The following is a 25,182-nucleotide window of genomic DNA, read 5'->3' on the forward strand; positions in this document are numbered from 1 at the left end:
TCAGCTTCTGGGATTACCTCGGCGCCAGGCTCGGCATCCCAGGCCAAGCCAGCATCCCGTACTTGCCCGACTTGGTCCGGCAGCGCTGCCAGCCCGCCTGACCACCACAGGTTTTGCCCCTCTTACGCAAATTCTCCTCAACCTGCTGAGCAATGCGGTGAAATTCACGCCGGCGGGCGGCGAGGTCACGCTGCGCGCGTCCCGGGCGCCGGCGGGTGCGCTGCGCCTCACCGTCACCGACACCGGCCCTGGCGTGCCGCCCGAGCTGCGCGACACCCTGTTCGGCGAGTTCATGCAGAGCCGGCGGGCAAGCGCCGCCGGCGAGGGCACGGGGCTCGGCCTGGCGATCTGCACCGCCCTCGCCCGCGCCATGGGGGGAACGATGCAGCACGCGGCGGGGCCGGATGGGCGGGGCAGTGCCTTCTCCGCGACCTTGCCGCTGCCGCCGGCGCGGCTGGAGGCGCCGCCGCCGCCCGCCGCCCCGGCGCGGCCGCTGCGCCTGCTGGTCGTGGATGACGTCCGTCCCAACCAAATGGTGGCCCGCGCGCTGCTGGAGTCGGAGGGGCATGTGGTGACGGAGGCAGCGGATGGCGCCTCGGCGGTCGAGGCGCTGCGCCGCGGCCCGCCGCCCGATGCGGTGCTGATGGATGTCGGCATGCCGGAGATGGACGGCCATGCCGCCACCATGCTGATCCGCGGGTTGCAGGGCGCGGCCGGGCGCGTGCCGGTCATCGCGCTCACCGCCTATGCGATGCCGGAGGACATTGCCGCCAGCCGCGCCGCGGGCATGGACGGGCATCTGAGCAAGCCGCTGGAGCGCGCGGTGCTGCTGGCGGAGCTGGCGCGGGTGGTGCCCGGGCGCTGACCGCCGCTGGCATGGTGCATGCCCGGCTATGCCATCCCAAGCATGGAGCGGGTGGATCCCCAAACCCTCTCACCTTGGCTGGTTCCTCCAGGACTCCTCCGCACGGGCCTGGGCGGAGCCCTTCACCGGCCATCGGCCGCGCCTGGATGGTACCGGAGATGTTCTGCGATCTGGCGCGGCGGCCGGAACGCCCCTGCTTCGACTGGATCCTGATCGGGGACAGCAGCCATGTCGGCGACGCCTATGGCGGCTCGCGCGAGATCTGCCTGAAGCGCGGCCTGGCGGTGCCGCGGCAGGCCCCCGCCATCACCGCACCTTGATGGCCGCCGCCACCAGCCGCATCGACATCCTCCCCACCTTAGCCACCGAGGAGGTGGGCGGTGACGGCTCCTGTTCTCGATGAACGACGGCAGCCGCCGCAGCCTGGCCGAGGTGGCGGATGGGCTTCCCGGCGCTGCAACGCCGCGGCCTGACGCGGCGTGCCTATGCGCATGTGCGATTCCGGGACAATCTGCGGGAATTCTGAACCCCGCGTGGTGCGGGGACGCACACCGTCCGGTGGGCGCCGCGGCATATGCCGCGGTGGCCTGAATCGGTCGGCCAAAGGAGGAAGCATGGCCCCCCGCATCGTCATGATGGACAGCGCCCTCAGCGCTGCCGAGATCGCCCGCGAATTGGCGCCCGCGGGCTTCGAGCTGGTGATCGCTCCCTTCGGCAGCCCGGAGTTCAAGGCCGCGGTGCCGACGGCGGATTTCCTGGTCGGCTTCGGCAACAAGGCGATCGACGCCGAATTCTACGCCGCGGCGCCGCACATCAAGCTGTTCCAGCTGCTCTCGGCCGGCTACGACACGGTGGACATCGAAGCCGCGCGCGGCGCCGGGGTGCCGGTCTGCAACAATGGCGGCGCCAACAGCACGGCGGTGTCCGAACACGCCATCATGCTGATGCTGGCGACCTGCCGCCGCCTGGTCTGGCAGCATGAGAACGTCGCCTCCGGCCGTTGGCGCGGCAACGACCCGAGCCAGACGAAGCTCTATGAGCTGCGGGACAAGGTGCTCGGCATCGTCGGGCTCGGCGCCATCGGCAAGAAGGTGGCGCGGCTGGCCAATGCCTTCGGCATGACGGTGCACTACTACGACATCCGCCGCGTCTCCGAGGCCGAGGAGGACGCGCTCTCGGTCCGCTTCAAGCTGCTGAACGAGATCCTGCGCAACTCCGACATCGTCTCGCTGCATGTGCCGCTGACCCCGGCCAGCAAGCACATGATTGGCGCCGCGGAACTGAAGCTGATGAAGCCGACCGCCTACATCATCAACACCTGCCGCGGCCCGGTGATCGATGAGGTGGCGCTGACCGCGGCACTGTCGGATGGCGGCATCGCCGGCGCCGGCCTCGACGTCTTCGACCAGGAGCCGCCGCCGGCCGACAACCCGCTGTTCCGCCTGCCGAATGTGATCCTGACGCCGCATTTCGCCGGCCCCACCTGGGACAATCAGCAGGCCCGCTTCCGCAACGCCTTCGACAACTGCCAGCGGGTGGCGCGGGGCGAGAAGCCACTCTGGGTCATTCCCGAACTGGCGGGCTGAACCGGGTTTCCCAGGCACCGGAGAGGGAAGCCTCTCCGGTACTTGATCGCCTATATATTTCCATTATTTTAGAGGCGTGGAGAAATCAGCCGCCATCGCCGCCCTCTCGGCGCTTGCCCAGGAGTCCCGCCTTGATGCCTTCCGCCTGCTGGTGCAGGCGGGACCGGAGGGGATGCCGGCCGGCCAGATCGGCGGGCGGCTGGGCCTGCCCTCGGCGACCCTGTCCTTCCACCTGAACCAGCTCCGGCAGGCCGGCCTGGTCAGCTTCAGGCGGGAGGGGCGGTCGCTGATCTACCAGGCGGAGTTCCCGGCCATGACCGCGCTGGTCAGCTACCTGACGGAGAACTGCTGCCAGGGCGATCCCGCGGCCTGCGGCCTCAGCGCAGCGGCCTGCAACGACGCCAAGGAAGGAACCACCGCATGACGGTCACCATCTACCACAACCCGGCCTGCAGCGCCTCGCGCAACGTCCTTGCCCTGATCCGCGAGAGCGGGGCGGAACCGCGGGTCATCGAGTATCTGAAGACCCCACCGGCTAGGGCCGAGTTGGCCGAGCTGATCCGCCGCATGGGCATCCCGGTGCGCGAGGTGCTGCGCCGGAAGGGCACGCCCTATGACGCGCTGAAGCTGGATGATCCGGCGCTGACGGATGACGCGCTGCTGGATGCGATGACGGCGCACCCCATCCTCATCAACCGTCCGATCGTCGTCACGCCCCTCGGCGCGCGGCTCTGCCGCCCGTCGGAGACAGTGTGGGACATCCTCCCCGCCTCGCCGGCGGACGGCACGCTGGCCGCGAAGCTCCCGGCATGAGCGAGGCCGCCACCGCCGCGCCGGACCAGGCGCCGGCCCTCGGACTGTTCGAGCGCTATCTCACCCTCTGGGTCGCGCTCTGCATCATCGCCGGCATCGGCCTCGGGCAGGCCATGCCGGACCTGTTCCAGGCGCTTGGCACGGAACAGTGGCGGAGGTCAACCTGCCGGTTGCCGTGCTGGTCTGGCTGATGATCGTCCCCATGCTGCTGAAGATCGACCTGGCGGCGCTGGGGCAGGTCGGCCACCATTGGCGCGGCATCGCCACGACGGTCGGAATCAACTGGCTGGTCAAGCCGTTTTCGATGGCGCTGCTGGGCTGGCTGTTCATCGGCCTGCTGTTCCGGCCCCATCTGCCGGCCGGGATGATCGACGGCTACATGGCTGGGCTGATCCTGCTGGCGGCGGCGCCCTGCACGGCGATGGTCTTCGTCTGGTCGAACCTGGTGGAGGGCGAACCGCATTTCACCCTGTCGCAGGTCGCACTGAACGACACGATCATGATCTTCGCTTTCGCGCCGATCGTGGCGCTGCTGCTCGGCCTGTCCTCGATCACGGTGCCCTGGGATACGCTGCTGCTCTCGGTCGTGCTCTATATCGTGGTGCCGGTGGTCGTGGCGCAGCTCTGGCGGCGCGGGCTGCTGGCCAAGGGCGGGCCGGCGGCGCTCGGCCGGACCTTGCGCCGTCTGGCGCCGCTGTCGCTCTCGGCGCTGCTGTTGACCCTGGTGCTGCTGTTCGGCCTGCAGGGCGAGCAGATCCTGCGCCAGCCCGCCGTCATCGCCATGCTGGCGGTGCCGATCCTGATCCAGGTCTACCTCAATGCCGGGCTGGCCTACTGGCTGAACCGCCGTCTCGGCGTCGCGTGGTGCGTGGCAGGGCCTTCGGCGCTGATCGGCGCCAGTAATTTCTTCGAACTGGCGGTGGCGACGGCCATCGCCCTGTTCGGCTTCCAGTCGGGCGCGGCGCTGGCCACGGTCGTCGGCGTGCTGGTGGAAGTGCCGGTCATGCTCTCCGTCGTGCACATCGTCCGGCGGTCGCGCGGCTGGTACGAACGCGGGGCCTTTCCGCGCCGCCCTGCCTAGCAGCCCTTGAGGCCAGGCAGCCGCCTTCCGGTCGCGCCTGGACGCCGCGTCGATCGGCTGCAGCGGATTGCGGTCATGGCCGAACGCCAATCCGCTGCAGCCTGCCGCTTGCAGGGCAGCCTGACGCTCCGGGGCGCTGACGCCTTGGCGGCCCGCTTTGGGTACGGGCACTCGCTTCCCTAGCCGCCTGCCGCCCCAGCCTGAGCAGGGGCGCCGCGCCAAAGGCCCTGCCCTGGCCTGTGACGCACAGCTCTCCCCCTGTGTCCCAACGCACCGACACGCTGCGACGCCTCGGCAACACTGCCGTGAGCTTGCCCCAATCTGGCCACAATCCAGTTGTGGCCTCACGCATTTTTGTATACTGCCTTCCTTCTGATTGTCGTTGCAAGGGAGTGCCCGCCTTGGCCCACACCAGACCGGACACCCCCTGCCCCACCCCGAACCAGAATCCCTTCCGCCGCACCTGGCGCATGGCGCGCGGCTGGTACACCTCGGAGGAACGAGCCGTCGCCTGGGGGCTGACCGCCGCCACCCTGGCGCTGACGGTGGCGCAGATCGCCATCCTGCTCCGCGTCAACCTCTGGCACCGCGACTTCTTCAACGCCCTCGAACGCCGCAGCGACGCTGCCCTCGGCGGCCATGTCTGGCTGTTCCTGCTGCTCGCCGGGCTCAGCATGGCGGCCGCCGTCGCCCAGCTCTGGGCCCGGCAGATGCTGTCGCTGCGCTGGCGCCGCTGGCTGGTGCAGCATCTGCAGGACCGCTGGCTGCACAATGCAGGCCACTACCGCATGGGCCTGCTGCCGGATGCCGCCGACAACCCGGACCAGCGGATCAGCGAGAACACCCGCTGGGCGACGGCGATGGCCGTCGACCTCGCCACCGCGCTGCTGAATGCGCTGCTCACCCTGGTCTCCTTCGCCAGCGTGCTGTGGATGCTGTCGGGCATCGTCCAGGTCGGCGGGGTCGCGGTACCCGGCAGCCTGGTCTTCGTTGCCATCGCCTATGCCATCATTGGCAGCCTTCTCACCTGGGCGATCGGGCGGCCGATGGTCGGGATCAACATCGCCCGGAACCAGGCGGAATCCGACCATCGCTTCGCCCTGCTGCGGCTGCGCGAGAATGCCGAGGCGGTGGCGCTGAGCGGCGGCGCGGCGGATGAGGCGCGCGGCCTCCGCCGCAGCTTCGGCCAGGTGGTGGAGGTGATGCACAGGCTGCTGCGGCGGGAGCGGCAGTTGATGTGGCTCGGCTCCGGCTACGGCATGGTCGCCGCGGTGCTGCCACTACTGCTGGCCAGCCCGCGCTACTTCGCCGGCGCCCTGACCCTGGGTGCGCTGGTGCAACTCGCCCAGGCCTTCGTCTCGGTCACCGGCGCGCTCTCCTGGTTCCAGGAGCAATGGCCGCGGCTCGCCGATTGGCGCAGCCATGTCGAGCGGATCGTGGCGCTGGAGGATAGCCTGGATGCCGCCGCGGCGCTGGGCGAAGCCGGCGGGATCGTCGTGGAGGAGGTGGTGCCGGGGGAGGTTCCGGTGCTCGCCTTCACCGACCTGACCCTGCGCGCCCCCTGCGGCGCGGTGCTGGTCGAGGGCGCCGAGGCGACCATCCGCCCGGGCGAGAGGGTGCTGGTCCAGGGCCCGAGTGGCGCCGGCAAATCCACCCTGTTCCGTGCCGCCGCCGGTCTCTGGCCCTGGGGCGAGGGCGTCATCCGCCGGCCGTCCGCCTCCGCCGGGCTGATGCTGCTGCCGCAGCGCCCCTACCTGCCGCTGGGCACGCTGCGGGAGGCGGTGTGCTACCCGGCCGGCCCCGGGAGCTTCACCGAGGCCGCGGTGCGCGCCGCGCTGCTCCGCTGCGGCCTGCCGGCGCTGGCACCGCGGCTGGATGAGGCGGGACGCTGGGACCGGGTGCTGTCGCTAGGCGAACAGCAAAGGCTCGGCTTCGCCCGGCTGCTGCTGCACGCGCCGCGCTGGGTGCTGCTGGACGAGGCGACCTCGGCGCTGGATGAGGCCAGCGAGGCGGCGCTGATGCGGCTGTTCCAGGCGGAACTGGCCGGGACGGCGGTACTCTCGATCGGCCATCGCCCGGGGCTGGCGGCCTTCCACCACCGGGTCCTGCGGCTGGAGGGGCGGCGGCTGATCCCGGCCGAGGCGTTGCCGCGGCGGGTCCATTTGGGGCACGGGCGGGTGTTGGCGCTGGCGGCCATGGGGTAAGTGCCGGGGTCAGCCCCCAGATCCCGGCCGGGGTTTGGGCGGGGGCCTTCAAGGCGACGGCGGGGAAGCCGGGGGCTTCTCCTTCGCTGGCGCGACAGGAGACTCGCCATGGCGCCAGATGATGGATGGACATGCGGTATCGGCTGGTGGTCTTCGATGTCGATGGGACGCTGGCAGACAGCTTCCCCTGGTTCGCCGGGGTGCTGAACAGCGTCGCCGACCGCTTCGGCTTCCGCCGCGTCAATGCCGCGGAACGGGACGCGCTGCGCCATTGCGACAGCCGCGAAATCCTCCGGCGGCTGCAGGTGCCGTCCTGGAAGCTGCCGCTCATCGCCATGCACATGCGGAAGCTGAAGGCGGAGGCGGTAATTCCGCTGTTCCCGGAGGTACCGCAGATGCTGGCGCGGCTGCAGGCGGCGGGGCTCACCCTCGGCATCGTCAGCTCAGACAGCGAGGCGAATATCCGGGCCGCGCTCGGGCCGGAGACGGCGGCGCGGATCGCGCATTGGGGCTGCGGCGCCGGGCTGTTCGGCAAGCCGGCGAAGCTGCGCCGCCTGGCGCGCCAAGCCGGGGTGGCGCCGGCGCTCTACATCGGCGATGAGCAGCGCGACGCCGAGGCGGCGGCCAAGGCCGGCTTCGCCTTCGGCGCCGTGCTCTGGGGCTATGCCAGCCCCGCCGCGCTGCTGGCCCAGTCTCCAGCCGAAGTCTTCGCCACGCCCGCAGACATCACCGCGCGCTTAGGCTGAACCGCAAGGCTTCCGAAGCCCTTTGGTGAGGGGAGGAACGCTGCGCATGCAACCCGGCGTCGCCTCGGGGCCGTTGGCGCCTGAGCCGGTCCGTGGCGGAGGCCAGGGGGAACCCCGGAATTATGCCCTTGCCATCTGGAACCCTCCCATGTGGGAGGGGCGTTTCTCCTACCACAACAAGGGAGGAGACCGCATGCGCAGGTTCATCGTTCCGGCTGCCGCCCTGGCGGGAGCTCTGGCAACGGCGGGCGCCTTTGCCCAGGGCACGCAGCAGCCCCAAGGCGGCACGATGCAGCAGATGCCGATGATGCAGGGTCAGGGCGGCATCATGGCGGGTGGCTGCCCGATGATGCAGCGGATGGCCGCGATGGACACCCGCCTCCGGCAGCTTGAGGAACGGGCGGGTATACCGACCCCGGCAACCCCGCCTGGCCGCTGACCGGAAAGGGCGCCAGCCTGGAGTTCGGAAGACCGCGGATGATGCATGGCGGGATGGAGGGGATGCACTGGATGATGGGCGGCATGGGCCTGCTTGGGCTCATGCTGCTCGTTCTTCTCGTCCTCGGGATCGCGGCACTCATCCGGTATCTCCGCCGCTAACCGGCTCTGGAGCCGACAGTCCCTGGCATGCTGCGGAGTAAATGGCGGCGCCCCTGTTTCCGTCATGGGCGGGCCTGACCCGCGCGCCCGGATATTCAGCAAATCCAGCCGGTCAGGGATGGCCGGGCCAAACCCGGCCATGACGAGGCGGTGGCGGTCACGAGCGCTGCCCGCGCTTCCCGCAGCCTGCTAGAGATCGACCTTACCGGTATGCAGCCTCAGCCGCATATGGTCCGGCACCTCCTGCCCGGCATCCTCGAAGGCCTTGCGCAGCGCGCCCATGCTCGGGCCGAAGATGCCGCTGCGGTTCTCGCTGCACCATTCGCGGCTTTCGGCCGGCATCCGCAGCGAGCCCTGGAAGCGCGGCATGACCCAGCGGGCGAAGAGTTCGAAGCTGCGCAGCGTATCCTCGCGATTGGCCCATTCATGGGCGCGGAACAGCACGCCGCCGGCGCCGCCCTCGGTATAGGCGAGCAGCCGCTCGATGCCCTTGGCGATGGTCTCCGGCGAGCCGACCAGCGTGGTGCCGGCCTTCAGCCCGTCGCCGAGCGGGTCCTCGCTGCGCATCGGCGGGCGACCCAGGGTCTCGCTGAAATAGGCCAGCGTCTCGGTCCGCTCGCCGCGGGCGACGTCGCGGAAGGCGCGCTCATCCTCCTCGGCGCAATGCATGTTGACGACGAGGCGCCAGCCGTCGCGGTCGAAGCGCTTGCCGTGCTTCTCCGCCTCCGCCTCGCCCTGGCGCCAGTATTCCGCCAGCTTGGCATTGCCGCCAGGGAGGCCGGCACCCAGCGACAACAGGCCGACCCCGTACTTGCCAGCGGTGAGCACGCCGGAGGGGGTGGTGGCGCTGGCCACCGCGATCGGGAAGTGCGGATAGGTGTAGGGGGCCAGATGCAGCCGGGCCTGGTTCAGCTCGAACCAGTCGGTCTTCATCGACACCGGTTCCTCGCAGGCCAGCAGCTGCATGATGGCGCCGAGGCTCTCATCCATCATCCGCCGCTGATCCTCGGCCTTGATGCCCATCATGTAGGCGTCGGAGACCAGCGCACCTGGGCCGCAGCCGAGCATCGCCCGGCCGCGCGTCATGTGGTCGAGCTGGACGAAGCGCTGGGCGACCAGGAAGGGGTGGTGGTAGGGCAGCGAGGTGACGCCGGAGCCGAGCATGATGTGCTTGGTCCGCTCCGCCGCCGCGCCGATGAAGATCTCCGGCGAGGCGATGATCTCCCAGCCGGCGGAATGATGCTCGCCGATCCATGCCTCGTCGTAGCCGAGGCTGTCGAGCCAGGAGACCAGTTCCAGGTCGCGGCCAAGGGCGAGGGTCGGGTTGTCGCCCACACGGTGGAACGGCGCCAGGAAGATGCCGAAGCGCAAGCCGCGATGGGCCATGGAGAACCGCCTTTCTTGGTTGGGACCAATTCCGGTAGCAGGCTAGCCTGCGATCGCCCCGGGTGGAAACCCGGGGCGTGAACCGCCGGCTCGGCATTGTGTCGGGTCGGGGCAGGCGCCCGGTTGACTGGTCGCCGGCACGGGTTGTGTTCCAGCGCACGGCGGCCGCGGCGGCGTGGCGGCAAGGTCTCGGCATCAAGACCGGAGGAACCCGCCATGGCCGCCACGATCACCCCCGCCACCGCCGCCCCGGCCCGCCGCAGCCTCCTCCGCCGGCTTCGCTGGTGGCTGCTGCGCCGCCGCAGCGAGGCAATCCTGCGCAGCCTGGAGCCGCGGCTGGGGCGCGCCGGCCGGATCGCGCCGGCGAGCCCCGGCGCCTGACCGCTCAGCGCGGCCGTTCGGCCGTACGCAGCGCGGCCGAGCCGCCGCCGACGCGGATGCGGGTGCCGGTATCGGTCAGCTTGCCGTCTTCGGCGACGCGCAGCACGGAGATGTCCTTCTCCACCATGTTGCCAACCAGCAGCGTCCTGCCGTCGTTGGAGAAGGCGGCGCCCTGCGACCAGGTGCCGACCCGCGCCTCCGACACCAGGCTCAGCCGGCCATTGTCGATCCGCAGCAGCCGGACCATGCCGGGTCCATGGAAGGGCGAGCCGGCCGGCTTGTTGGAGCCGTTCATCACCGTCACTGCCACATGCCGGTTGTCCGGGCTGACCATGATGCCTTCCGGCGTCTGGCCGACCGAAATGGTGTCGACGATGCGGAAGGGCTCGCGCTGCAGGTCGATGAGGCTGACGGTATCGGCATCGCCGGTGCCGCGGCCGATATTCGCCACCACCGCCCAGCGGCCATCGGCGGTGATCGCCAGCCCATAGGGGCGGACGCCCGTGGTGATCTCCCGGTCCAGCTTCACCACCCGGTCGCCCTCGATCCGCAGCAGGCTGACCGAATGGTCGCCGTAGCGGGTGACCAGGGCGTGCCGGCCGTCCGGGGTGAATTGCACGTGGCTGACCTCGGAGGAAACCGGGCCGATCTCCACCTTGCCGGCCGGAGTCACCTGACCATTGGCGATGCGGTAGATGCTGACCGTGCCCTCCGCCCGGTTGGCGACCAGCGCCATGGTGCCGGCGCGGTTGATCGAAACCCCGGCCGGAGCGGCGCCGGTCGGCACGGTGGCGGCGACGCGCGGCGGGTTGGCGGTCAGGTCGATCACCGCCATGGTATTGCCGGGGACGAGCTTCGAGGGATCGCCCGGGTCCCGCCGCTGGTTGGCGGTGACCAGGGCGAGGCGCTCGTCCGGGGTGACGGCGACCGAAACCGGCGGGCCGACGACGCTGGCCGGCACCTCGATCTCGGCGCGGACGGCCGGCGGGTTGGCCAAAAGGTCGATAACCGAGATTGTGTCCGGCGCCGGGTCGCGCACCGTGCGGGTACTGCCGTTGTCCAGCACCACCTTGTTGTCATTGGCCGAAAGCACGAGTTGCGCTGGGGCAGTGCCGGCCAGGCCGAGCAGCGCCGCGCCAGCGAGCAGCAGGTGTTTCATTGCTCATTCCTCCCATTGGGGCAGTGCCCGGCCTGGGAGTGTCGGCGGTAGGGGGCCGTTGTGGCAGGGATGTGGGCGATCATTGTTCCGTGATGGGCATGAGGCCCCATCGGCCACGATTGGGACCTGACACACTCATGCCGGCCCAGAGCGCCCCTGGCGGGGGTGCAGGGGGCAGCGCCTCCTGCTAGCCTCTCCCGATGATCGGCATCGACTGGGGTACCTCCTCCTTCCGCGCCTATCGGCTCGCCGCCGGCGGCGCCATCCTCGACCGGGTGGAGAGCGCGGGCGGCATCCTGACGATCCCCTTGGGCGGCTTCCCCGCCGCCCTGCAGGCCGCCATCGGCCCCTGGCTGGCGCAGGGGGAAGCCCTGGTGCTGCTCTGCGGCATGGTCGGCAGCCGGCAAGGCTGGGTGGAGGCGCCCTATCTGCCCTGCCCGGCCGGCCCGGCCGAGATCGCCGCCGCCCTCACCCCGATCCCCCACCCCGATGCCCGCCTGTTGCTGGTCCCCGGCCTCACCTCCCGCGACGCCGCCGGCGTGCCGGATGTGATGCGTGGCGAGGAGACCAAGCTGGTCGGCCTGCTGGCCGAACTCGGCCCCGCCCCGGCGCTGCTCTGCCTGCCCGGCACCCACAGCAAATGGGCGCGGCTGGAGGGCGGAAGGATCACCCGCTTCACCACCCAGATGACCGGCGAGCTGCGCGCCGTGCTGCTGGAGCACAGCATTCTCGGTCGCCTTGTCGAGCCCGGCCCGGGCAGCGACGCGGCCTTCCTGCGTGGCGTCCGGCGGGCCCGGCAGGGCGGCGGGCTGCTACACCAGGTCTTCGGCACCCGCGCCCTCGGGCTGCTGGGCGAGCTGGCGGCGGCGGAGACCGACGACTACCTCTCCGGCCTGCTCATCGGTCATGAGGTCCGCGCCGTGGTGGAGGATGGCGCCCCGGCAGGACCCGTGCACCTGGCGGGGGCTGAAACCCTCTGCCGCCTCTATGCGCTGGCCTTCGAGGAATTCGGCCTGACGCACCGGCGGCACGACCCCGACATCGCCGCGCGCGGCCTGGCGATGATCGCGGAGACGCTGCAATGACCGAGCCCAAGACCCTGGCGGATTGGCTCGCCCGCTGTCCCCTCATCGCCATCCTCCGCGGCATCACCCCGGATGAGGCGGTGCCGGTGGGGGAGGCGCTGGTCGAGGCCGGCGTCACCATCCTCGAGGTGCCGCTGAACTCGCCGGAGCCGGTCGAGAGCATCCGCCGCCTCGCCCGGCATTTCGCCGACCGCGCCCTGGTCGGGGCCGGCACGGTGATGACCGCGGCGCAGGTCGGCGAGGTGGCCGGCGCTGGCGGCCGGCTGTTGGTGACGCCGCACGCCGACCCGCTGCTGGTGCACGTCGCGAAAACCCGCCGCATGTTCACCGCCCCCGGCTTCTTCACCCCGGCGGAGGCTTTCGCGCTGCTGGAAGCCGGGGCCGATGCGCTGAAGCTGTTCCCGGCCGAGGCTGCCTCCCCTGCCGTGCTGAAGGCGCTGCTGGCGGTGCTGCCGAAGGGCACCGCGGTGGTGCCGGTCGGCGGCATGGCGGCGGAGAGCATCCCGGCCTGGCGCGCCGCCGGGGCGGCCGGCTTCGGAATCGGCTCGGCGCTCTACAAGCCGGGCGATGCGGCGGCGGTGGTCGGGCAACGGGCGCGGGCGCTGCGGGCCGCGCTCGGTTGAGCGCCGCGCCGGGGCGGTGCCGCGCGAAACCTCTGGCGCGGCGCACCGGTTTCGGGTGAAACCACCGCCACGGTCGCCCGAGCCGTAACGATAATGCGTCTCAGAATGCCTGGGGGAACGCCCGATGCTGCCTCGCCGCCACCTGCCGCGCCTTGCCCTGCTGGCCTCCCCCGCGCTGCTGCTCGGCCGCGGCGCCGCAGCGCAGGAGGTGACCTTGCGGCTGCACCACTTCCTGCCCGCCGTCTCCAACGTGCACCGCTACTTCCTGCAGCCCTGGGCGCAGAAGATCGCCAGCGAGAGCGGCAATCGCCTGCGCATCCAGATCTTTCCCTCCATGCAGCTCGGCGGCGCGCCGCCGCAGCTGTTCGACCAGGCACGGGACGGCGTCGCCGACATCATCTGGACCCTGCCCGGCAACACCCCCGGCCGCTTCCCACGCATCGAGGTGTTCGAGCTGCCCTTCGTCTCGCACAAGCGGGCGATCGTGAACTGCCTCGCCATCCAGGAATTCGCCGACAAGCACCTGCGGGAGGAATTCCGGGAGGTCCATCCGCTCTGCGTCTGGGGCCACGGCGAGGGGCTGATCCACAGCCGGCGCGAGGTGCGGACGATGGAGGATTTGCGCGGCCTGAAGCTGCGCTTCCCCTCCCGGCTGAACGGCGAGGCGCTGCGGGCGCTGGGTGCCGCCCCGGTCGGCATGCCGGTGCCGCAGGTGCCGGAGGCGCTGAGCCAGGGGGTGATCGACGGCGCGGTGGTGCCGTGGGAGGTGGTGCCCTCCATCAAGCTCCAGGAGATGGTGAAGCACCACACCGAGGTCCCTGGCAGCCCGACGCTCTACATCGCCACCTTCATCCTCGCCATGAACAAGGCGAAGTACGAGGGCTTGGCGCCCGAGCTGCGCGCCGTGCTGGATGCCAACAGCGGCGCCGCCGCCGCTCGCATGGCCGCTGTCCCCTGGGACGAGCGCAACCCGATGGTGGAGGCCGATGTGCGCCGCCGCGGCAACCAGGTCATCACCATCACCGAGGCAGAGAAGGCTCGCTGGATGGAGGCGACGAAGCCGGTGGTGGATGGCTGGCTGGCCCAGGGCCGGGAGCGCGGGCTGGACGCGCCGGCACTGCTCGCAGAGGCCAGGGCGCTGATGGCGAAGCACGGCGCCGGCGTCACCTGACTCCGCGCCGGTGGACGACGATCGCGCGCCGACAGGCCCCATCGCCCGGCTCGGCCTGGCGCTGGCGCTGGCCGGCGGTACGGTGCTGCTGGCGACAGCGCTGCTCGCCACCTGGTCGGTGACGCAGCGCTGGATCACCAGCCAGCCGGTGCCGGGGGATTTCGAGCTGGTCTCGCTTGGCTCCGGCATCGCGGTGATGGGCTTCCTCGCCCATGGCACGCTGCGGCGGACCAACATCCTGGTGGACAGCTTCACGGGCTGGCTGCCGCGCGGCGTGACCCGGGCGATGGATGCATTCTGGACCCTGGTCTGGATGGCGGTGGCGGCGGTGCTGGCGGAACGGCTGCTGGTCGGCGCGCGGGAGACCTGGCGCAGCGGCACCACCACCATGGTGCTTGGCCTTCCGAGCTGGTGGGCGGTCGGGCTCGGCGCCTTGGGCTTCGCCGCGACGGCGCTGGCGGCGGGGTACTGGGCGCTGCGGCTGGCGCGGGGATCCAAGGGAACGCAGGGCTGATGGCGCCTGAATTCCTGCTGGCGGCGACCGGCTTCGCGGCGCTGCTCGGGCTGATCGCGCTGCGCTGCCCGGTCGGGCTGGCGATGCTGCTGGTCGGCGCCGGCGGCTACATGTGGATCGTCGATACCGCGATCCTGCTGAACTACCTGAAGACCACGCCCTGGCACCTGTTTGCCAACTACACCCTCTCGGTCATTCCGCTGTTCATCCTGATGGGCGCGCTGGCGGAGCGCGGCGGGCTGGCGCGCGACCTCTTCGCCGCGGCGAATGCGCTGGTCGGCCACCGGCCCGGCGGCATGGCGATGAGCGTGATCGGCGCCTGCGCCTGCTTCGGCGCGGTCTGCGGCAGCAGCGTCGCCACCACCGCCACCTTCGGCCGGGCGGCGCTGCCGGAGTTGCGGCGCTACGGCTACGACCCCGGCCTCGCCACCGGCACCATCGCGGTGGGCGGCACCCTCGGCATCCTGATCCCGCCGAGCGTGATCCTGGTGGTCTATGCCATCAGCACGGAACAGAACATCGCCAAGCTGTTCATGGCGGCACTGGTGCCCGGCGTGCTGGCGATGCTGCTCTACATCCTGGCGATCGCGCTGGTAGCGCGCTGGCGCCCTTCCCTGGCGCCTGCCGCCGCCCGGCCGGCCGGACCGGAGATGCAGGTGGCGATGCTGAACGCCATCCCGGTGCTGCTGATCGCCGTGGTGGTGGTCGGCGGCATCTATGGCGGCGTCTTCACCCCGACCGAAAGCGCCGCCATCGGCTGCGTCGCGACCCTCGCGGTCGGCGTGCTGCGCGGCACGCTGAAGCCGCGGCAGGTGCGGGAGGCGCTGCTGGCCACCGCCGAGACCACGGCGATGATCTTCGTCATCCTGCTCGGCGCCGAGGTGTTCAACGCATTCCTTGCCCTGACCTCGGCGCCGGAGCTGCTCGCGCTCTGGATCGGCGAGCAGGATGTCCCGCCGCTCGGCGTGCTGGCGCTGCTGCTGTTTACCTACATCATCCTCGGCGCGGTGATGGATGAGTTGGCGATGATCCTGCTGACCCTGCCGATCTTCTTCCCGGTGGTGACGGCACTGGATTTCGGCCTTGCCAGCCCGGAGGAGACGGCGATCTGGTTTGGCATACTGGTGCTGGTGGTGGTCGGCATCGGGCTGACCGCGCCGCCGATCGGGCTGAATGTCTTCGTCATCGCCTCCCTGGCGCGCGACGTGCCGATCGCCCGCACCTACCGCGGGGTGTTGCCCTTTCTCGGGATGGACCTGATCCGGCTGGCGATTTGCGTGGCGTTTCCGGGGCTCAGCCTGTGGCTGGTGCGGCTGCTGAGCTGAGTGTTGACCCGCCCGCGCCGGCGAGCGACTGTCCGGCCAAACGCCTGCTTGGGAGATGCCGCCATGGCCGAAGCCTTCATCTGCGACGCCGTTCGCACGCCGATCGGGCGCTACGCCGGCGGCTTGGCCCCGGTCCGCACCGACGACCTCGGCGCCGTCCCGCTCAAGGCGCTGATGGCGCGCAACCCCGGCGTCGACTGGGCCGCGGTGGAGGATGTGATCTTCGGCTGCGCCAACCAGGCCGGTGAGGACAACCGCAACGTCGCCCGCATGGCGCTGCTGCTGGCCGGGCTGCCCGACTCCATCGGCGGCAGCACCGTCAACCGGCTCTGCGGCTCCGGCATGGACGCCGTCGGCATCGCCGGCCGCGCCATCAAGGCCGGCGAGGCCGAGCTGATGATCGCCGGCGGAGTCGAGAGCATGACCCGCGCGCCCTATGTCCAGGGCAAGCAGGCCGAGGCCTTCGGCCGGGCGCCGGAGATCTACGACACCACCATCGGCTGGCGCTTCGTCAACCCGAAGATGAAATCGGCGCATGGCGTCGATTCCATGCCGGAGACTGCGGAGAATGTGGCGCAGGATTTCCAGATTAGCCGCGCCGACCAGGACGCCTTCGCCTGGCGCAGCCAGCAGCGCGCAGGCAAGGCGCAGGCCAGCGGCCGCTTTGCCCAGGAGATCGTCGCGGTGGAAATTCCTCGCCGCAAAGGCGACCCGGTCCGGGTCGAGCAGGACGAGCACCTCCGCCCCGACACCACGCTGGAAGCACTGGCGAAGCTGCCGACGCCGTTCCGCCGCGAAGGCGGCAGCGTCACCGCCGGCAATGCCTCGGGCGTCAACGACGGCGCCGCGGCATTGCTGGTGGCCAGCGAGGCGGCGGCCCGGGCCAATGGGCTGACGCCGCGCGCCCGCATCGTCGCTGTGGCGACCGCCGGCGTCGCGCCGCGCATCATGGGCTTCGGCCCCTCGCCGGCGACCCGGCGGGTGCTGGAAAAGGCCGGTCTCAAGCTCTCCGAGATCGATGTCATCGAGCTGAACGAGGCCTTCGCGGCGCAGGCGCTGGCGGTGACCCGCGACCTCGGCCTGCCGGACGACGCCGAGCATGTGAACCCGAATGGCGGCGCCATCGCCCTCGGCCATCCGCTCGGCATGTCCGGCGCCCGGCTGGTGCAGACCGCGGTGCAGGAGTTGCAAAACCGCAAGGCCCGCTACGCTCTGGCGACCATGTGCATCGGCGTCGGCCAGGGTATCGCCATGGTGATCGAACGCGTCTGAAGCCAACACCGCCGGGAGGGAAGTGCCGCCATGTTCTACCAGCTTGGTGACATCAGCGTGCATGCCGATGCACGGGGGCCGGCGAAGGCCCCCGCGGTGCTGCTGCTGCACTCCCTCGGCGCCACGCTGAACATGTGGGACCCGCAGGCGGAGGCGCTGGCGAAGCGCTACCGCGTCATCCGCATGGACATGCGGGGCCATGGGCTGACCGATGCGCCGCCCGGCCCCTACAGCATGGAGCGGCTGGCGCGGGACGGCTTGGCGCTACTCGATTCGCTCGGCGTGGACAAGGCGCATGTCGGCGGCGTCTCGATCGGCGGGCATATCGCCATGCGCATCGCGGCGCTGGCACCGCACCGCGTGCTGTCGCTGCTGCCCTGCGACACCGCCCTCGACTTCGGCGGCGCGGCCGCCTGGCAGGAAAGGATGGACATCGTCGCGGCCAAGGGCATCGCCGCTATCGCCGAGATGACCATGTCCCGCTGGGTGCTGGACCAGTCGCTGGCTTCCTCCCGTGGGTTGCGGCGAATGCTGCTCAGCACCGATCCGGCAGGCTGGCTCGGCTGCGCTGCGGCGCTGCGCGAGGTGAAGGGCGACGAGCTGCTGGGCCGGATCCATTGCCCGACCACGGTGGTGGTCGGCGACCGCGACCCCTCCACCACGCCGGAGGCGGCGAAGGCGATCCAGGCGGCGATCCCCGGCAGCAAGCTGGTGGTGATCGCCGAGGCGGCGCATATCCCCAACCTGGAGCGCGCCGAGGCGATGACGCGGGCGGTGCTCGGGCATCTCGATGCGGTCACGGCCCTGCCGGCCGATGCCGCTGCGGCCGGCATGGAGATGCGCCGCCGGATTCTCGGCGATGCGCATGTGGAGCGCTCCGAGGCGGGGATGACGCCGCTCGATGCGCCGTTCCGCGAATTCATCCTGGAAGGCGTCTGGGGCAGGGTCTGGACCCGCCCGGGCCTCTCCTGGCGCGACCGCAGCCTGCTCTGCCTCGGCATGCTGGCCGCCCTCGGCCATCATGAGGAGTTCAGGCTGCATGTCCGCGCCACCCGCAACACCGGGGTGACGGCGGAGGAGATCGGCGAGGTGCTGCTGGCGGTCGCCGCCTATGGTGGGGTGCCGGCGGCCAATACCGCGTTGCGCATCGCCAAGGAAACCCTGCGCGAGATGGAAGGGGTGCCATGACCACGTCCGACCAGCCAGGTTACCGCCCGGCCGCCCCCGGCAGCCAGCCGCCACTCGACGCGCCGGCCTATGGCAGCACCCACAAGCGCCACCCGAAGCAGCCGCCGCTGCGCATCGCCGCCACCCTGACCGAAACCAGCGCACCACGAATGTCGGCCGGGCTCTACCCCTCCCACGCGGAGCTGGCGAAGGGGCCAGGGTGGGAGGCGCAGGGCGAGCGCATCATCGTCGCCGGCCGGGTACTGGACGAGGATGGCCGCCCGCTGCGCGGCACCATGGTCGAGATCTGGCAGGCCAATGCCGCCGGCCGCTACAACCATGAGCGCGACCGGCATGACGCGCCGCTCGATCCCAATTTCAAGGGCGAGGGCCGGATCTTCACCGATGCCGAGGGTTGGTACCGCTTCACCACCATCCGCCCCGGCGCCTATCCCTGGCGCAACCACCACAATGCCTGGCGGCCGGTGCACATCCACTACTCGGTCTTCGGCGCCGGCTTCGCCCAGCGGCTGGTCACCCAGATGTATTTCCCCGGCGACCCGCTGCTGCCAATCGACCCGGTGTTCATGGCGATACCGGATGCGGCGGCGCGGGACCGGCTGGTGGCGCGCTTCGACCTCGACATCGCCGAGCCGGAATACGCGCTGGGCTACCGCTTCGACATCGTGCTGCGCGGCCGCGCGGCAACGCCGATGGAGAACCCCGCGTGACCGATGAGCCACGCTTCGGCCTGACCGCCACCGCCTCGCAGACCGCGGGCCCGTTCTGGCACCTGATCGACTTTCCCGCCTGGGCCGACCTGCTGCGCGCCGATGGTCCGAATGCCGAGGTGGCTGGCGAGCGCATCATCCTGACCGGCCGCATCACCGATGGTGACGGCGCCCCCTGCCCTGACATGATGGTGGAGCTGTGGCAGGCCGATCCCGCCGGCAGCTACGAGGGCGCGTTCAACGGCTTCGGCCGCTGCGCCACCGACGACGACGGCATGTTCCGCTTCACCACTTTGAAGCCCGGTCCGGTGCGCGCCGCCGGCAATGCCTTCCAGGCGCCGCATGTGGCGCTGACCCTCTTTGCCCGCGGCCTGCTGCACCACCTCGTCACCCGCCTCTACTTCGCCGGCGAGGCGCTGAACGAGCAGGATCCGGTGCTCTCCGCCGTACCGCCCATCCGCCGCGCCACCCTGATCGCACAGCCGGAGGGCGCCGGGGTGTGGCGCCTCGACATCCGGCTGCAGGGTGAGCGCGAGACCGTCTTCCTGGAAGTCTGACCGATATGCCCGTGAACCCTGCCGACAGCCCCGTCCTCGGCGCCCTCTACGGCACCGACGCCATGCGCGCCGTGATGGGCGAGATGGTCTTCCTGCAACGCATGCTGGATGTGGAGGCGGCGCTGGCCCGGGCCCAGGCCGGGCTCGGCATCATCCCGGCCGAGGCCGCCACGGCCATCACCGCCGCCGCCGACGCCTCCCGCCTGGACCTGCCGGCGCTGGCCTCCGCCACCCGCAACACCGGCTATCCGGTGGTCGGGCTGGTGAAACAGCTCTCCGCGCTGGCAGGGGAAGAGGCCGGTCGCTGGACCCATTGGGGCGCCACCACCCAGGACATCATGGACACCGCGGTCGTGCTGCAGCTCCGCGACGGGCTGGTGCTGATCGAGGCCGAGTTGGCGGCGGTGAACGCCGGCTTCGCCCGGATGGCGGCGGCGCATCGCGGCACCGTCATGGCCGGGCGCACCCATCTGCAGCACGCACTGCCGGTCACCTTCGGGTACAAGGTGGCAGTCTGGCTCAGCCCGCTGCTGACCATGGCGGAGCGGCTGGCGCAGCTGCGGCCGCGGGTGCTGAAGCTGCAATTCGGCGGCGCGGCGGGGACGCTGGCCTCCCTCGGCGACCAGGGGCTGGCGGTGCAGACGGCGTTGGGACGTGAGCTGGGGCTCGCCGTGCCGGACATCACCTGGCATGTGGCGCGGGACGGCTTCGCCGAGACGGTGAGCGTCCTCGGCCTGCTTTGCGGTGCGCTGTCGAAGGTCGCGACCGACGTCATCCTGCTGATGCAGACCGAGGTGGCCGAGGTAGCGGAGCCCTACCAGCAAGGCCGCGGCGGCTCCTCCACCATGCCGCAGAAGCGCAACCCGATCTCCTGCGAATACATCATCGCCCAGAGCCGCGGCGTGCATGCGCTGGTGCCGCAAATGCTGGCGGCGATGGCGCATGACCAGGAACGTGGCACCGGCCCCTGGCAGGCCGAGCCGCTGGCGGTGGGCCAGGCCTTCCTGCTGGCGCACGGCGCTCTGGCCGCAACGCGGGTGCTGGCCGAGGGGCTGGTGGTGGACACCGCACGGATGCGCCGCAATCTCGACAGCACCAGCGGGCTGATCATGGCCGAGGCTGTGATGATGGGCCTCGCGCCCGTGCTCGGCCGTGGCGAAGCGCATCACGTCGTCAACCACGCCTGCGACCTGGCGCTGGCCAAGGGTGTGCCGCTGGCCGAGGCGCTCGGGCGCGACGCCAGGGTGGCGGCGAAGCTGCCGCCCGAGGCACTGACCCGGCTGACCGACCCGGCCGGCTATCTTGGCGAGGCGGGCGCCTTCGTCGACCGGGTGTTGGCGCGGCAGCAATAGTGGCGGAAGGCTATGGGTTGGGCGACAGCACCCAATTTGCTACTTTTAAGTAACAAACTACCGATTCGATATCGCCCCGAATAGGTTCTGGTGCCCGCGCCGGCGATGTGCCGCCTGGCCAGCGGCTGGGTCATGCCTTGTGGCGCAGGGTTCCGGCAGGCGAAAGCTGCAGCCTTCAAAGCCATGGAGCGCCTTCGGGCTGACCATACCGGTCAGTCTGTCGTCGTGCTCTTGAAGCATGTGGCTCCAGGGCAGTTCCATGCAGTCCGTTTCCAACCAATGTGAAACTACCCCGCCAAACGTTGCAATTTCGACTATTTTTGGCTCACAAAACTAAAGCGCACGATTGTTTTAATGTCATGAATGCAATTTTTGGGCTGAATTGGCTCAAGTTCATAGAAGAACAATCATGCAAGATACCAGCCCTGCCACAACGGCGAGCAGCCGGATGTGGGCTGCCTCCATGTCTAGCCCTATGCGGCGCAGCCTTTCCACAAAGGACGCATACCTGCTGCTTGCCCTGACCCTTGCCGTACTGCTCCTGGCTATCGGCGGGGCACTGCTGAATGAGCGCGCCGCGGCTTGGGTGCTGCGGGCCGATGCGGAGGCGGCGGGGCGGGCCTGGGCACAGGCCCTGGATCATGCGTTGGGCGAGGAACTGCCGTTGCTGCTGGCGGGCGAGGAACCCTCGGCAGGCGCACGGGCCGCCCTGGCCCAGGCGCAGCGCGGCGGCGACGTCTACCGCTTCCAATTGTTCAACCGATCGGGTGAGTTGGTCTTCGTCTCCGATAACCCTCATGCGCTGCGCGGGCAGCAGGAGTCGCTCGCCGCGCACCTCGGCAGCAGCGAGGCGGCAAATCGGCTGCTCACGGGCGGCGCGCAGGTGCATGCCGGCCATGGCCACCCGCCGGATCGCCCCGGCTACTACACCGAGGCCTATGTGCCGACCTGGCGGGGCGGCGAGCAGATTGGTGTCGCCGAAGTCTATCTGGACCAGTCCGCGAAACACGAGCTGTACCACCGCGCCTTCCTGTTCATCGAATTCGGCATCGCCGGGCTGATGCTGCTGGCCGGGCTGCTGCCGGTCTTCGTGGCCTGGCGCCGCACCTGCCAGCGTCGGGTCGCGGAATGCCGCGCGGAATTCCTCGCCACCCATGATGCGCTCACCAGGCTGCCCAACCGTCGTCGAATGTTGGAGGTGGTCGCGGGGGTGATGCACCGCCCCGACCAAGACGGCACGGTGGCACTGCTGCTGGTCAATCTCGATCGCTTCGGGACAGCGAATGACCTGCATGGCCGCGCAGCCGGCGACGCGCTGCTGCAGGAGGTCGCGCAGCGGCTGCGCGGCGTTGCCCTGGCCGCGGATACCGTGGCGCGGGTCGGTGGCGATGAATTCGCTGTGCTTGCCACCTTGAGGGGCGATGGCCGGGACGCGGCCGCCGGTCTCGCCGGCCGGCTGGTGGCGGCGCTAGACCGGCCCTTTGCATTGGACAGCGGCACCCTTCGGCTCGGCTGCAGCATCGGGATCGCGCTGACCACCTGGGACATCCACCTGCCCGAGACGCTGATGCGCCACGCCGCCCGGGCGCTGGCCCGGGCCAAGGCGGCGGGCCGGGGGTGCTTCCGCATCTTCGATGCCGGCATCGATACCTGCCTGCAGCAGCGTGTCCGGTTCGAGGCAGAGCTGCGCTGCGCCATCGGCCGCGACGAGCTGGTACCGCATTTCCAGCCAGTGGTGGACTTGGCCACCCGCCAGCTCCTGGGCTTCGAGATGCTGGCCCGCTGGCCGCATCCGACGCGGGGCATGGTGCCGCCGACGGAGTTCATTGCCCTGGCCGAGGACCTCGGCCTGATCGCCGAACTCACCGAGAACCTGCTGCGCCGCGCCTGTCGCGAAGCCGCTGCCTGGCCGCAGGAATTGCCCGTCGCGGTGAACGTCTCCGCCCTGCTGCTGCAGAGCCCCGCGCTGGGCGAGACGGTGCGGGCGGTGCTGGAGGAGACCCGGCTGCCGCCGCATCGGCTGGAGATCGAGCTGACCGAGAGCATGCTGATCGAGAATTTCGACCTGGCGCGGGAGCTGGCTGACAGCCTGGCGGCGCTCGGCGTCCGCCTCGCGCTGGATGATTTCGGCACCGGCTATTCCAGCCTCGCCCGGCTGCATGCGCTGCCCTTTGCCAAGCTGAAGATCGATGCAAGCTTCGTCCGCGCGATGACGCGCGACGCCGACAGCTACAAGATCGTCGCCGCGGTGATCGGCCTCGGCCGCAGCCTGCTGCTGCAGACGGTCGCCGAAGGGGTGGAGGAGCCCGCCCAGGTGGAAGCCCTGGTCGGGCTTGGCTGCGACAGCGGCCAGGGCTGGCTGTTCGGCCGCCCGGTGCCGGCCGAGGCGGTGCCCGCGCTGATCCTGCAGGCGATGCCCTCGCTGCTGCGGAACGGCCGGCACCATACCTAGGCCCGGATCAAGTTCCAGCGCTACTCCGGCTTGATATCGGCGACCCGCACCACCTCGGTCCAGCGCGCCACCTCGGCGGCGATATGCGCCGCGAATTCGGCCGGCGTGCTGGTGCGCGGCGCGATGCCCTGGCGCTCCATCGCCGCGCGTATGTCCGGCAGCGCCATGGCCCGCAGCACCGCGCCATGCAGCCGCGCCACCACCGGCGCCGGCAGCCGCGCCGGACCGAGGATGCCGCCCCAGCTCGTCGCCTCGAAGCCGGGGAAGCCCTGCTCGGCGATGGTCGGCAGTTCCGGCGCCTGCGGCACCCGCTCGATCGAGGTCACCGCGATGCCGCGGATCCGCCCATCCCGCACCTGCGGCAGCACCACCGGCGCGGTGTCCATGATGACCGGGATCTGTCCGGCGACGACTGCGGTGATCGACAGCTGCCCGCCCCGGAAGGCGACGTTCACCCAGTTGATCCCGGCCAGGGTGCCAAGCTGCGCCAGGGTAAGGTGCGGCGCCGAGCCGATGCCGCCGGTGGCGTAGTTCACCTCCCCCGGCTTGGCCCGTGCATGGGCGATCAGCTCCTGCAGGTTCCGCTCCGGGAAGCCGGGATGCAGCCCCATCACCATCGGCACCGAGGAGACCAACGAGATCGGTGTGAAATCGGCCACCGAATCGTAGTTGAGCCGGCGGCCATAGAGCGCCTGGTTCAGCGCATTCGGCCCGGCGTTGCCCATCAGCAGGGTGGTGCCGTCGGGCGCGCTGCGGGCCACCAGCTCGGCGGCGATGCCGCCATTGGCGCCAGGGCGGTTCTCCACCACCACGGTCTGGTTCAGCAGCTCGCCCAAAGGCTGCGCCAGCAGCCGGGCGATGACGTCACTGGCGCCGCCCGGCGGATAGGGCACCACCATGCGGATGCTCCGCACCTCCTGCGCCAGCGCCGGCCGGGCCAGTGCGGCGCCGGCGAGGCCGAGGATCCCGCGCCGGCGCATCACGCCGCCCTCTGGGCGAGAATCTGGCGCGCGGTGCGGCCATGGTTGCCGAAGCGGGTGAAGCCGAAGCGCAGCGTCTCGTTCTCGATCCGCCGTGCGGAATCATCCTGCAGCCAGAGCCGCAGCATGTGCCGCCTGCGGTCCGGCTCGGGGTGGTCCTCGTAGCCGCGGCGGGCGTGGAAGACAGTGTAGTTATTGGCAAATTCGATGTCGCCCGGCCTGAGGTGGAACTCCAGCAGCAGCGCCGGGTCGAGCGCGACCCGGTCGAGGAAGTCGAGCGCCGCCTTGCCCTGCGGGCTGAGCGGGATGCCGGTGCGGCGCTCGCCTCGGGTGATGTAGGAGCGGGCGTAGCGGGCGCTGACGGTGCCGTCCGCCGCCGTGGCGAAGACCGGAATGGGACCGCTGACCGCCGGCTCGCCTGGCCCTTCCTCGCCCTTGCGGTCGTAGGGGAAGCCGACATGCAGCAGGGGCAGGTATTCAGGATGCTCGGCCAGGATGCGGTTGTAGATCGACAGCGCGCTGGTCAGCAGCGTCGCCCCGCCGGATTTCGCCTGGCGCAGGCAGAACAGGCCGACCAGGTCGGAGTTGTCGCAATGCATCGACAGCTCGGCATTCACCTGATAGGCGCGCACATCTCCGGCGTAAGGCAGGCCGCGGTCGTAGACCCCGGCGATCAGTTCCGAGGCGGCGTTCTGGGTGATGGCCTCGCCGAGGTGGGTGCCGATACCCCAGAACAGCAGCCGCGCCTCGGCTTCGGAGTAGCGTTCCACCGGCAGGCCCTGCAGCACCGCGACGCCGCGCCCGGTGGTGAGCTGCGCCCGGACATCGGCCAGCAACCCCGCCCATTCCGGCAGCGGGAAATCCGCCCGGGTCACCTGCGGGAACTCGAGGCCACGCGCCTTCACCCCGGCAAGGGCGCGGTCGAGGGCCGCGATGTGCAGCGGTGTCAGCGGCAGGCGCCAACGCGAATCCGCTTCCATCTCCGCACGGGTCCAGGCGGCGGGTTCGGTGATGGGCGTGCGGCGGGGTTCCCCGGCCATCCTGATTCCTCCCGATCATCCGCCTTCGGTGGTACCCGAGGCGATTGCCGGGATGGTCGCGCCAAATGCTGCGCGATGGCAAGGGCTTGCTC

At 70.6% G+C, this 25,182-nt stretch carries 26 protein-coding genes; 22 read left to right on the forward strand and 4 right to left on the reverse strand.

Annotated features, from left to right (window positions below):
• Nucleotides 1-130: 130 nt before the first annotated feature.
• From H7965_RS10665 to H7965_RS10705, 10 genes are all read left to right on the forward strand, one after another.
• Nucleotides 131-865, forward strand: coding sequence for a response regulator (locus H7965_RS10665; protein WP_315898687.1), 735 nt, complete (start codon nt 131-133; stop codon nt 863-865).
• Between the two features lie 158 nt (nt 866-1,023).
• Nucleotides 1,024-1,185: a hypothetical protein gene (locus H7965_RS10670; RefSeq protein ID WP_186770565.1), complete on the forward strand. Its 162-nt coding sequence runs from the start codon at nt 1,024-1,026 to the stop codon at nt 1,183-1,185.
• Nucleotides 1,186-1,479: 294 nt separating this feature from the next.
• Complete coding sequence (locus H7965_RS10675; protein WP_222440562.1) at nt 1,480-2,451, forward strand: 2-hydroxyacid dehydrogenase; 972 nt, start codon at nt 1,480-1,482, stop codon at nt 2,449-2,451.
• Between the two features lie 76 nt (nt 2,452-2,527).
• Nucleotides 2,528-2,875 carry an ArsR/SmtB family transcription factor gene (locus H7965_RS10680; protein WP_186770566.1) on the forward strand — a complete coding sequence of 116 codons (348 nt, stop codon included), beginning with the start codon at nt 2,528-2,530 and terminating at the stop codon, nt 2,873-2,875.
• Nucleotides 2,872-3,264: an arsenate reductase (glutaredoxin) gene (gene arsC / locus H7965_RS10685; protein ID WP_186770567.1), complete on the forward strand. Its 393-nt coding sequence runs from the start codon at nt 2,872-2,874 to the stop codon at nt 3,262-3,264. The genes H7965_RS10680 and arsC overlap by 4 nt, the downstream gene beginning before the upstream one ends.
• Nucleotides 3,261-3,455, forward strand: a complete 195-nt coding sequence (locus H7965_RS32265; protein WP_456308145.1) for a hypothetical protein — start codon at nt 3,261-3,263, stop codon at nt 3,453-3,455. The genes arsC and H7965_RS32265 overlap by 4 nt, the downstream gene beginning before the upstream one ends.
• Nucleotides 3,413-4,345: an ACR3 family arsenite efflux transporter gene (arsB, locus tag H7965_RS10690; protein WP_456308146.1), complete on the forward strand. Its 933-nt coding sequence runs from the start codon at nt 3,413-3,415 to the stop codon at nt 4,343-4,345. Before H7965_RS32265 ends, arsB begins: the two co-directional genes overlap by 43 nt.
• Nucleotides 4,346-4,746: 401 nt before the next feature.
• Nucleotides 4,747-6,549, forward strand: coding sequence for an ABC transporter ATP-binding protein/permease (locus H7965_RS10695; RefSeq protein WP_186770568.1), 1,803 nt, complete (start codon nt 4,747-4,749; stop codon nt 6,547-6,549).
• Nucleotides 6,550-6,680: 131 nt separating this feature from the next.
• Nucleotides 6,681-7,295: an HAD hydrolase-like protein gene (locus H7965_RS10700; RefSeq protein WP_186770569.1), complete on the forward strand. Its 615-nt coding sequence runs from the start codon at nt 6,681-6,683 to the stop codon at nt 7,293-7,295.
• A 193-nt stretch (nt 7,296-7,488) separates the two neighbouring features.
• Nucleotides 7,489-7,734 (forward strand): hypothetical protein, encoded by a 246-nt coding sequence (locus H7965_RS10705; RefSeq protein WP_186770570.1) that lies wholly within the window; start codon nt 7,489-7,491, stop codon nt 7,732-7,734.
• A gap of 350 nt (nt 7,735-8,084) precedes the next feature.
• Here H7965_RS10705 and H7965_RS10710 read toward each other — a convergent pair whose 3' ends face one another.
• Nucleotides 8,085-9,281 (reverse strand): LLM class flavin-dependent oxidoreductase, encoded by a 1,197-nt coding sequence (locus H7965_RS10710; RefSeq protein ID WP_186770571.1) that lies wholly within the window; start codon nt 9,279-9,281, stop codon nt 8,085-8,087.
• A 216-nt stretch (nt 9,282-9,497) separates the two neighbouring features.
• Between H7965_RS10710 and H7965_RS10715 the strand changes: the two genes are divergently transcribed.
• Entirely contained in the window at nt 9,498-9,662 is a 165-nt protein-coding gene (locus H7965_RS10715; protein WP_186770572.1) for a hypothetical protein, read from the forward strand.
• 4 nt (nt 9,663-9,666) lie between these two features.
• Here the strand turns inward: H7965_RS10715 and H7965_RS10720 are convergent, their stop codons facing one another.
• Nucleotides 9,667-10,821, reverse strand: coding sequence for a lactonase family protein (locus H7965_RS10720; protein ID WP_186770573.1), 1,155 nt, complete (start codon nt 10,819-10,821; stop codon nt 9,667-9,669).
• Between the two features lie 200 nt (nt 10,822-11,021).
• Here H7965_RS10720 and H7965_RS10725 point away from each other — a divergent pair, with 200 nt between their 5' ends.
• The 11 genes from H7965_RS10725 to H7965_RS10775 all read left to right on the forward strand — a co-directional run bounded on the left by H7965_RS10725 (nt 11,022) and on the right by H7965_RS10775 (nt 23,070).
• On the forward strand, nt 11,022-11,906 hold the full coding sequence (locus H7965_RS10725; protein WP_186770574.1) for a 2-dehydro-3-deoxygalactonokinase: 885 nt from the start codon (nt 11,022-11,024) through the stop codon (nt 11,904-11,906).
• Complete coding sequence (locus H7965_RS10730) at nt 11,903-12,529, forward strand: 2-dehydro-3-deoxy-6-phosphogalactonate aldolase (protein ID WP_186770575.1); 627 nt, start codon at nt 11,903-11,905, stop codon at nt 12,527-12,529. Before H7965_RS10725 ends, H7965_RS10730 begins: the two co-directional genes overlap by 4 nt.
• 124 nt (nt 12,530-12,653) lie before the next feature.
• Nucleotides 12,654-13,700, forward strand: a complete 1,047-nt coding sequence (locus tag H7965_RS10735; protein ID WP_186770576.1) for a TRAP transporter substrate-binding protein — start codon at nt 12,654-12,656, stop codon at nt 13,698-13,700.
• 10 nt (nt 13,701-13,710) lie between these two features.
• The gene (locus tag H7965_RS10740; protein ID WP_186770577.1) at nt 13,711-14,214 is read left to right on the forward strand and encodes a TRAP transporter small permease; all 504 of its coding nucleotides are present in this window, start codon (nt 13,711-13,713) and stop codon (nt 14,212-14,214) included.
• On the forward strand, nt 14,214-15,539 hold the full coding sequence (locus tag H7965_RS10745) for a TRAP transporter large permease (protein WP_186770578.1): 1,326 nt from the start codon (nt 14,214-14,216) through the stop codon (nt 15,537-15,539). The genes H7965_RS10740 and H7965_RS10745 overlap by 1 nt, the downstream gene beginning before the upstream one ends.
• A gap of 63 nt (nt 15,540-15,602) precedes the next feature.
• Nucleotides 15,603-16,811: a 3-oxoadipyl-CoA thiolase gene (gene pcaF, locus H7965_RS10750; RefSeq protein ID WP_186770579.1), complete on the forward strand. Its 1,209-nt coding sequence runs from the start codon at nt 15,603-15,605 to the stop codon at nt 16,809-16,811.
• A 30-nt stretch (nt 16,812-16,841) separates the two neighbouring features.
• Nucleotides 16,842-17,999, forward strand: coding sequence for a bifunctional 3-oxoadipate enol-lactonase/4-carboxymuconolactone decarboxylase PcaDC (pcaDC, locus tag H7965_RS10755; protein WP_186770580.1), 1,158 nt, complete (start codon nt 16,842-16,844; stop codon nt 17,997-17,999).
• Nucleotides 17,996-18,709 carry a protocatechuate 3,4-dioxygenase subunit beta gene (gene pcaH, locus H7965_RS10760; RefSeq protein ID WP_186770581.1) on the forward strand — a complete coding sequence of 238 codons (714 nt, stop codon included), beginning with the start codon at nt 17,996-17,998 and terminating at the stop codon, nt 18,707-18,709. Before pcaDC ends, pcaH begins: the two co-directional genes overlap by 4 nt.
• On the forward strand, nt 18,706-19,266 hold the full coding sequence (gene pcaG / locus H7965_RS10765; protein WP_229682576.1) for a protocatechuate 3,4-dioxygenase subunit alpha: 561 nt from the start codon (nt 18,706-18,708) through the stop codon (nt 19,264-19,266). Before pcaH ends, pcaG begins: the two co-directional genes overlap by 4 nt.
• Nucleotides 19,267-19,271: 5 nt before the next feature.
• The gene (locus tag H7965_RS10770) at nt 19,272-20,618 is read left to right on the forward strand and encodes a class-II fumarase/aspartase family protein (RefSeq protein WP_186770582.1); all 1,347 of its coding nucleotides are present in this window, start codon (nt 19,272-19,274) and stop codon (nt 20,616-20,618) included.
• A gap of 463 nt (nt 20,619-21,081) precedes the next feature.
• Nucleotides 21,082-23,070 (forward strand): putative bifunctional diguanylate cyclase/phosphodiesterase, encoded by a 1,989-nt coding sequence (locus tag H7965_RS10775; RefSeq protein WP_186770583.1) that lies wholly within the window; start codon nt 21,082-21,084, stop codon nt 23,068-23,070.
• A gap of 20 nt (nt 23,071-23,090) precedes the next feature.
• Here H7965_RS10775 and H7965_RS10780 read toward each other — a convergent pair whose 3' ends face one another.
• Both H7965_RS10780 and H7965_RS10785 read right to left on the reverse strand, forming a co-directional pair.
• Nucleotides 23,091-24,050 (reverse strand): Bug family tripartite tricarboxylate transporter substrate binding protein, encoded by a 960-nt coding sequence (locus tag H7965_RS10780; RefSeq protein WP_186770584.1) that lies wholly within the window; start codon nt 24,048-24,050, stop codon nt 23,091-23,093.
• Nucleotides 24,050-25,090: a TauD/TfdA family dioxygenase gene (locus H7965_RS10785; RefSeq protein ID WP_186770585.1), complete on the reverse strand. Its 1,041-nt coding sequence runs from the start codon at nt 25,088-25,090 to the stop codon at nt 24,050-24,052. Before H7965_RS10785 ends, H7965_RS10780 begins: the two co-directional genes overlap by 1 nt.
• Between the last annotated feature and the right edge of the window lie 92 nt (nt 25,091-25,182).

This window comes from Siccirubricoccus deserti, from assembly GCF_014283215.1.
Classification (GTDB): Bacteria; Pseudomonadota; Alphaproteobacteria; order Acetobacterales; family Acetobacteraceae; genus Siccirubricoccus; species Siccirubricoccus deserti.

Bases quoted from the DNA above. Each gene is read 5' to 3' on its own strand.
- H7965_RS10710 (WP_186770571.1), bottom strand. From the start codon at position 9,281: ATGGCCCATCGCGGCTTGCGCTTCGGCATCTTCCTGGCGCCGTTCCAC.
- H7965_RS10700 (WP_186770569.1), top strand. From the start codon at position 6,681: ATGCGGTATCGGCTGGTGGTCTTCGATGTCGATGGGACGCTGGCAGAC.
- H7965_RS10670 (WP_186770565.1), top strand. From the start codon at position 1,024: ATGTTCTGCGATCTGGCGCGGCGGCCGGAACGCCCCTGCTTCGACTGG.
- H7965_RS10745 (WP_186770578.1), top strand. From the start codon at position 14,214: ATGGCGCCTGAATTCCTGCTGGCGGCGACCGGCTTCGCGGCGCTGCTC.
- H7965_RS10780 (WP_186770584.1), bottom strand. From the start codon at position 24,050: ATGCGCCGGCGCGGGATCCTCGGCCTCGCCGGCGCCGCACTGGCCCGG.
- arsC (WP_186770567.1), top strand. From the start codon at position 2,872: ATGACGGTCACCATCTACCACAACCCGGCCTGCAGCGCCTCGCGCAAC.
- H7965_RS10675 (WP_222440562.1), top strand. From the start codon at position 1,480: ATGGCCCCCCGCATCGTCATGATGGACAGCGCCCTCAGCGCTGCCGAG.
- H7965_RS10735 (WP_186770576.1), top strand. From the start codon at position 12,654: ATGCTGCCTCGCCGCCACCTGCCGCGCCTTGCCCTGCTGGCCTCCCCC.
- pcaDC (WP_186770580.1), top strand. From the start codon at position 16,842: ATGTTCTACCAGCTTGGTGACATCAGCGTGCATGCCGATGCACGGGGG.
- H7965_RS10775 (WP_186770583.1), top strand. From the start codon at position 21,082: ATGTCTAGCCCTATGCGGCGCAGCCTTTCCACAAAGGACGCATACCTG.
- pcaF (WP_186770579.1), top strand. From the start codon at position 15,603: ATGGCCGAAGCCTTCATCTGCGACGCCGTTCGCACGCCGATCGGGCGC.
- H7965_RS10785 (WP_186770585.1), bottom strand. From the start codon at position 25,090: ATGGCCGGGGAACCCCGCCGCACGCCCATCACCGAACCCGCCGCCTGG.
- H7965_RS10720 (WP_186770573.1), bottom strand. From the start codon at position 10,821: ATGAAACACCTGCTGCTCGCTGGCGCGGCGCTGCTCGGCCTGGCCGGC.
- H7965_RS10705 (WP_186770570.1), top strand. From the start codon at position 7,489: ATGCGCAGGTTCATCGTTCCGGCTGCCGCCCTGGCGGGAGCTCTGGCA.
- pcaH (WP_186770581.1), top strand. From the start codon at position 17,996: ATGACCACGTCCGACCAGCCAGGTTACCGCCCGGCCGCCCCCGGCAGC.
- H7965_RS10715 (WP_186770572.1), top strand. From the start codon at position 9,498: ATGGCCGCCACGATCACCCCCGCCACCGCCGCCCCGGCCCGCCGCAGC.
- H7965_RS10725 (WP_186770574.1), top strand. From the start codon at position 11,022: ATGATCGGCATCGACTGGGGTACCTCCTCCTTCCGCGCCTATCGGCTC.
- H7965_RS10730 (WP_186770575.1), top strand. From the start codon at position 11,903: ATGACCGAGCCCAAGACCCTGGCGGATTGGCTCGCCCGCTGTCCCCTC.
- H7965_RS32265 (WP_456308145.1), top strand. From the start codon at position 3,261: ATGAGCGAGGCCGCCACCGCCGCGCCGGACCAGGCGCCGGCCCTCGGA.
- H7965_RS10770 (WP_186770582.1), top strand. From the start codon at position 19,272: ATGCCCGTGAACCCTGCCGACAGCCCCGTCCTCGGCGCCCTCTACGGC.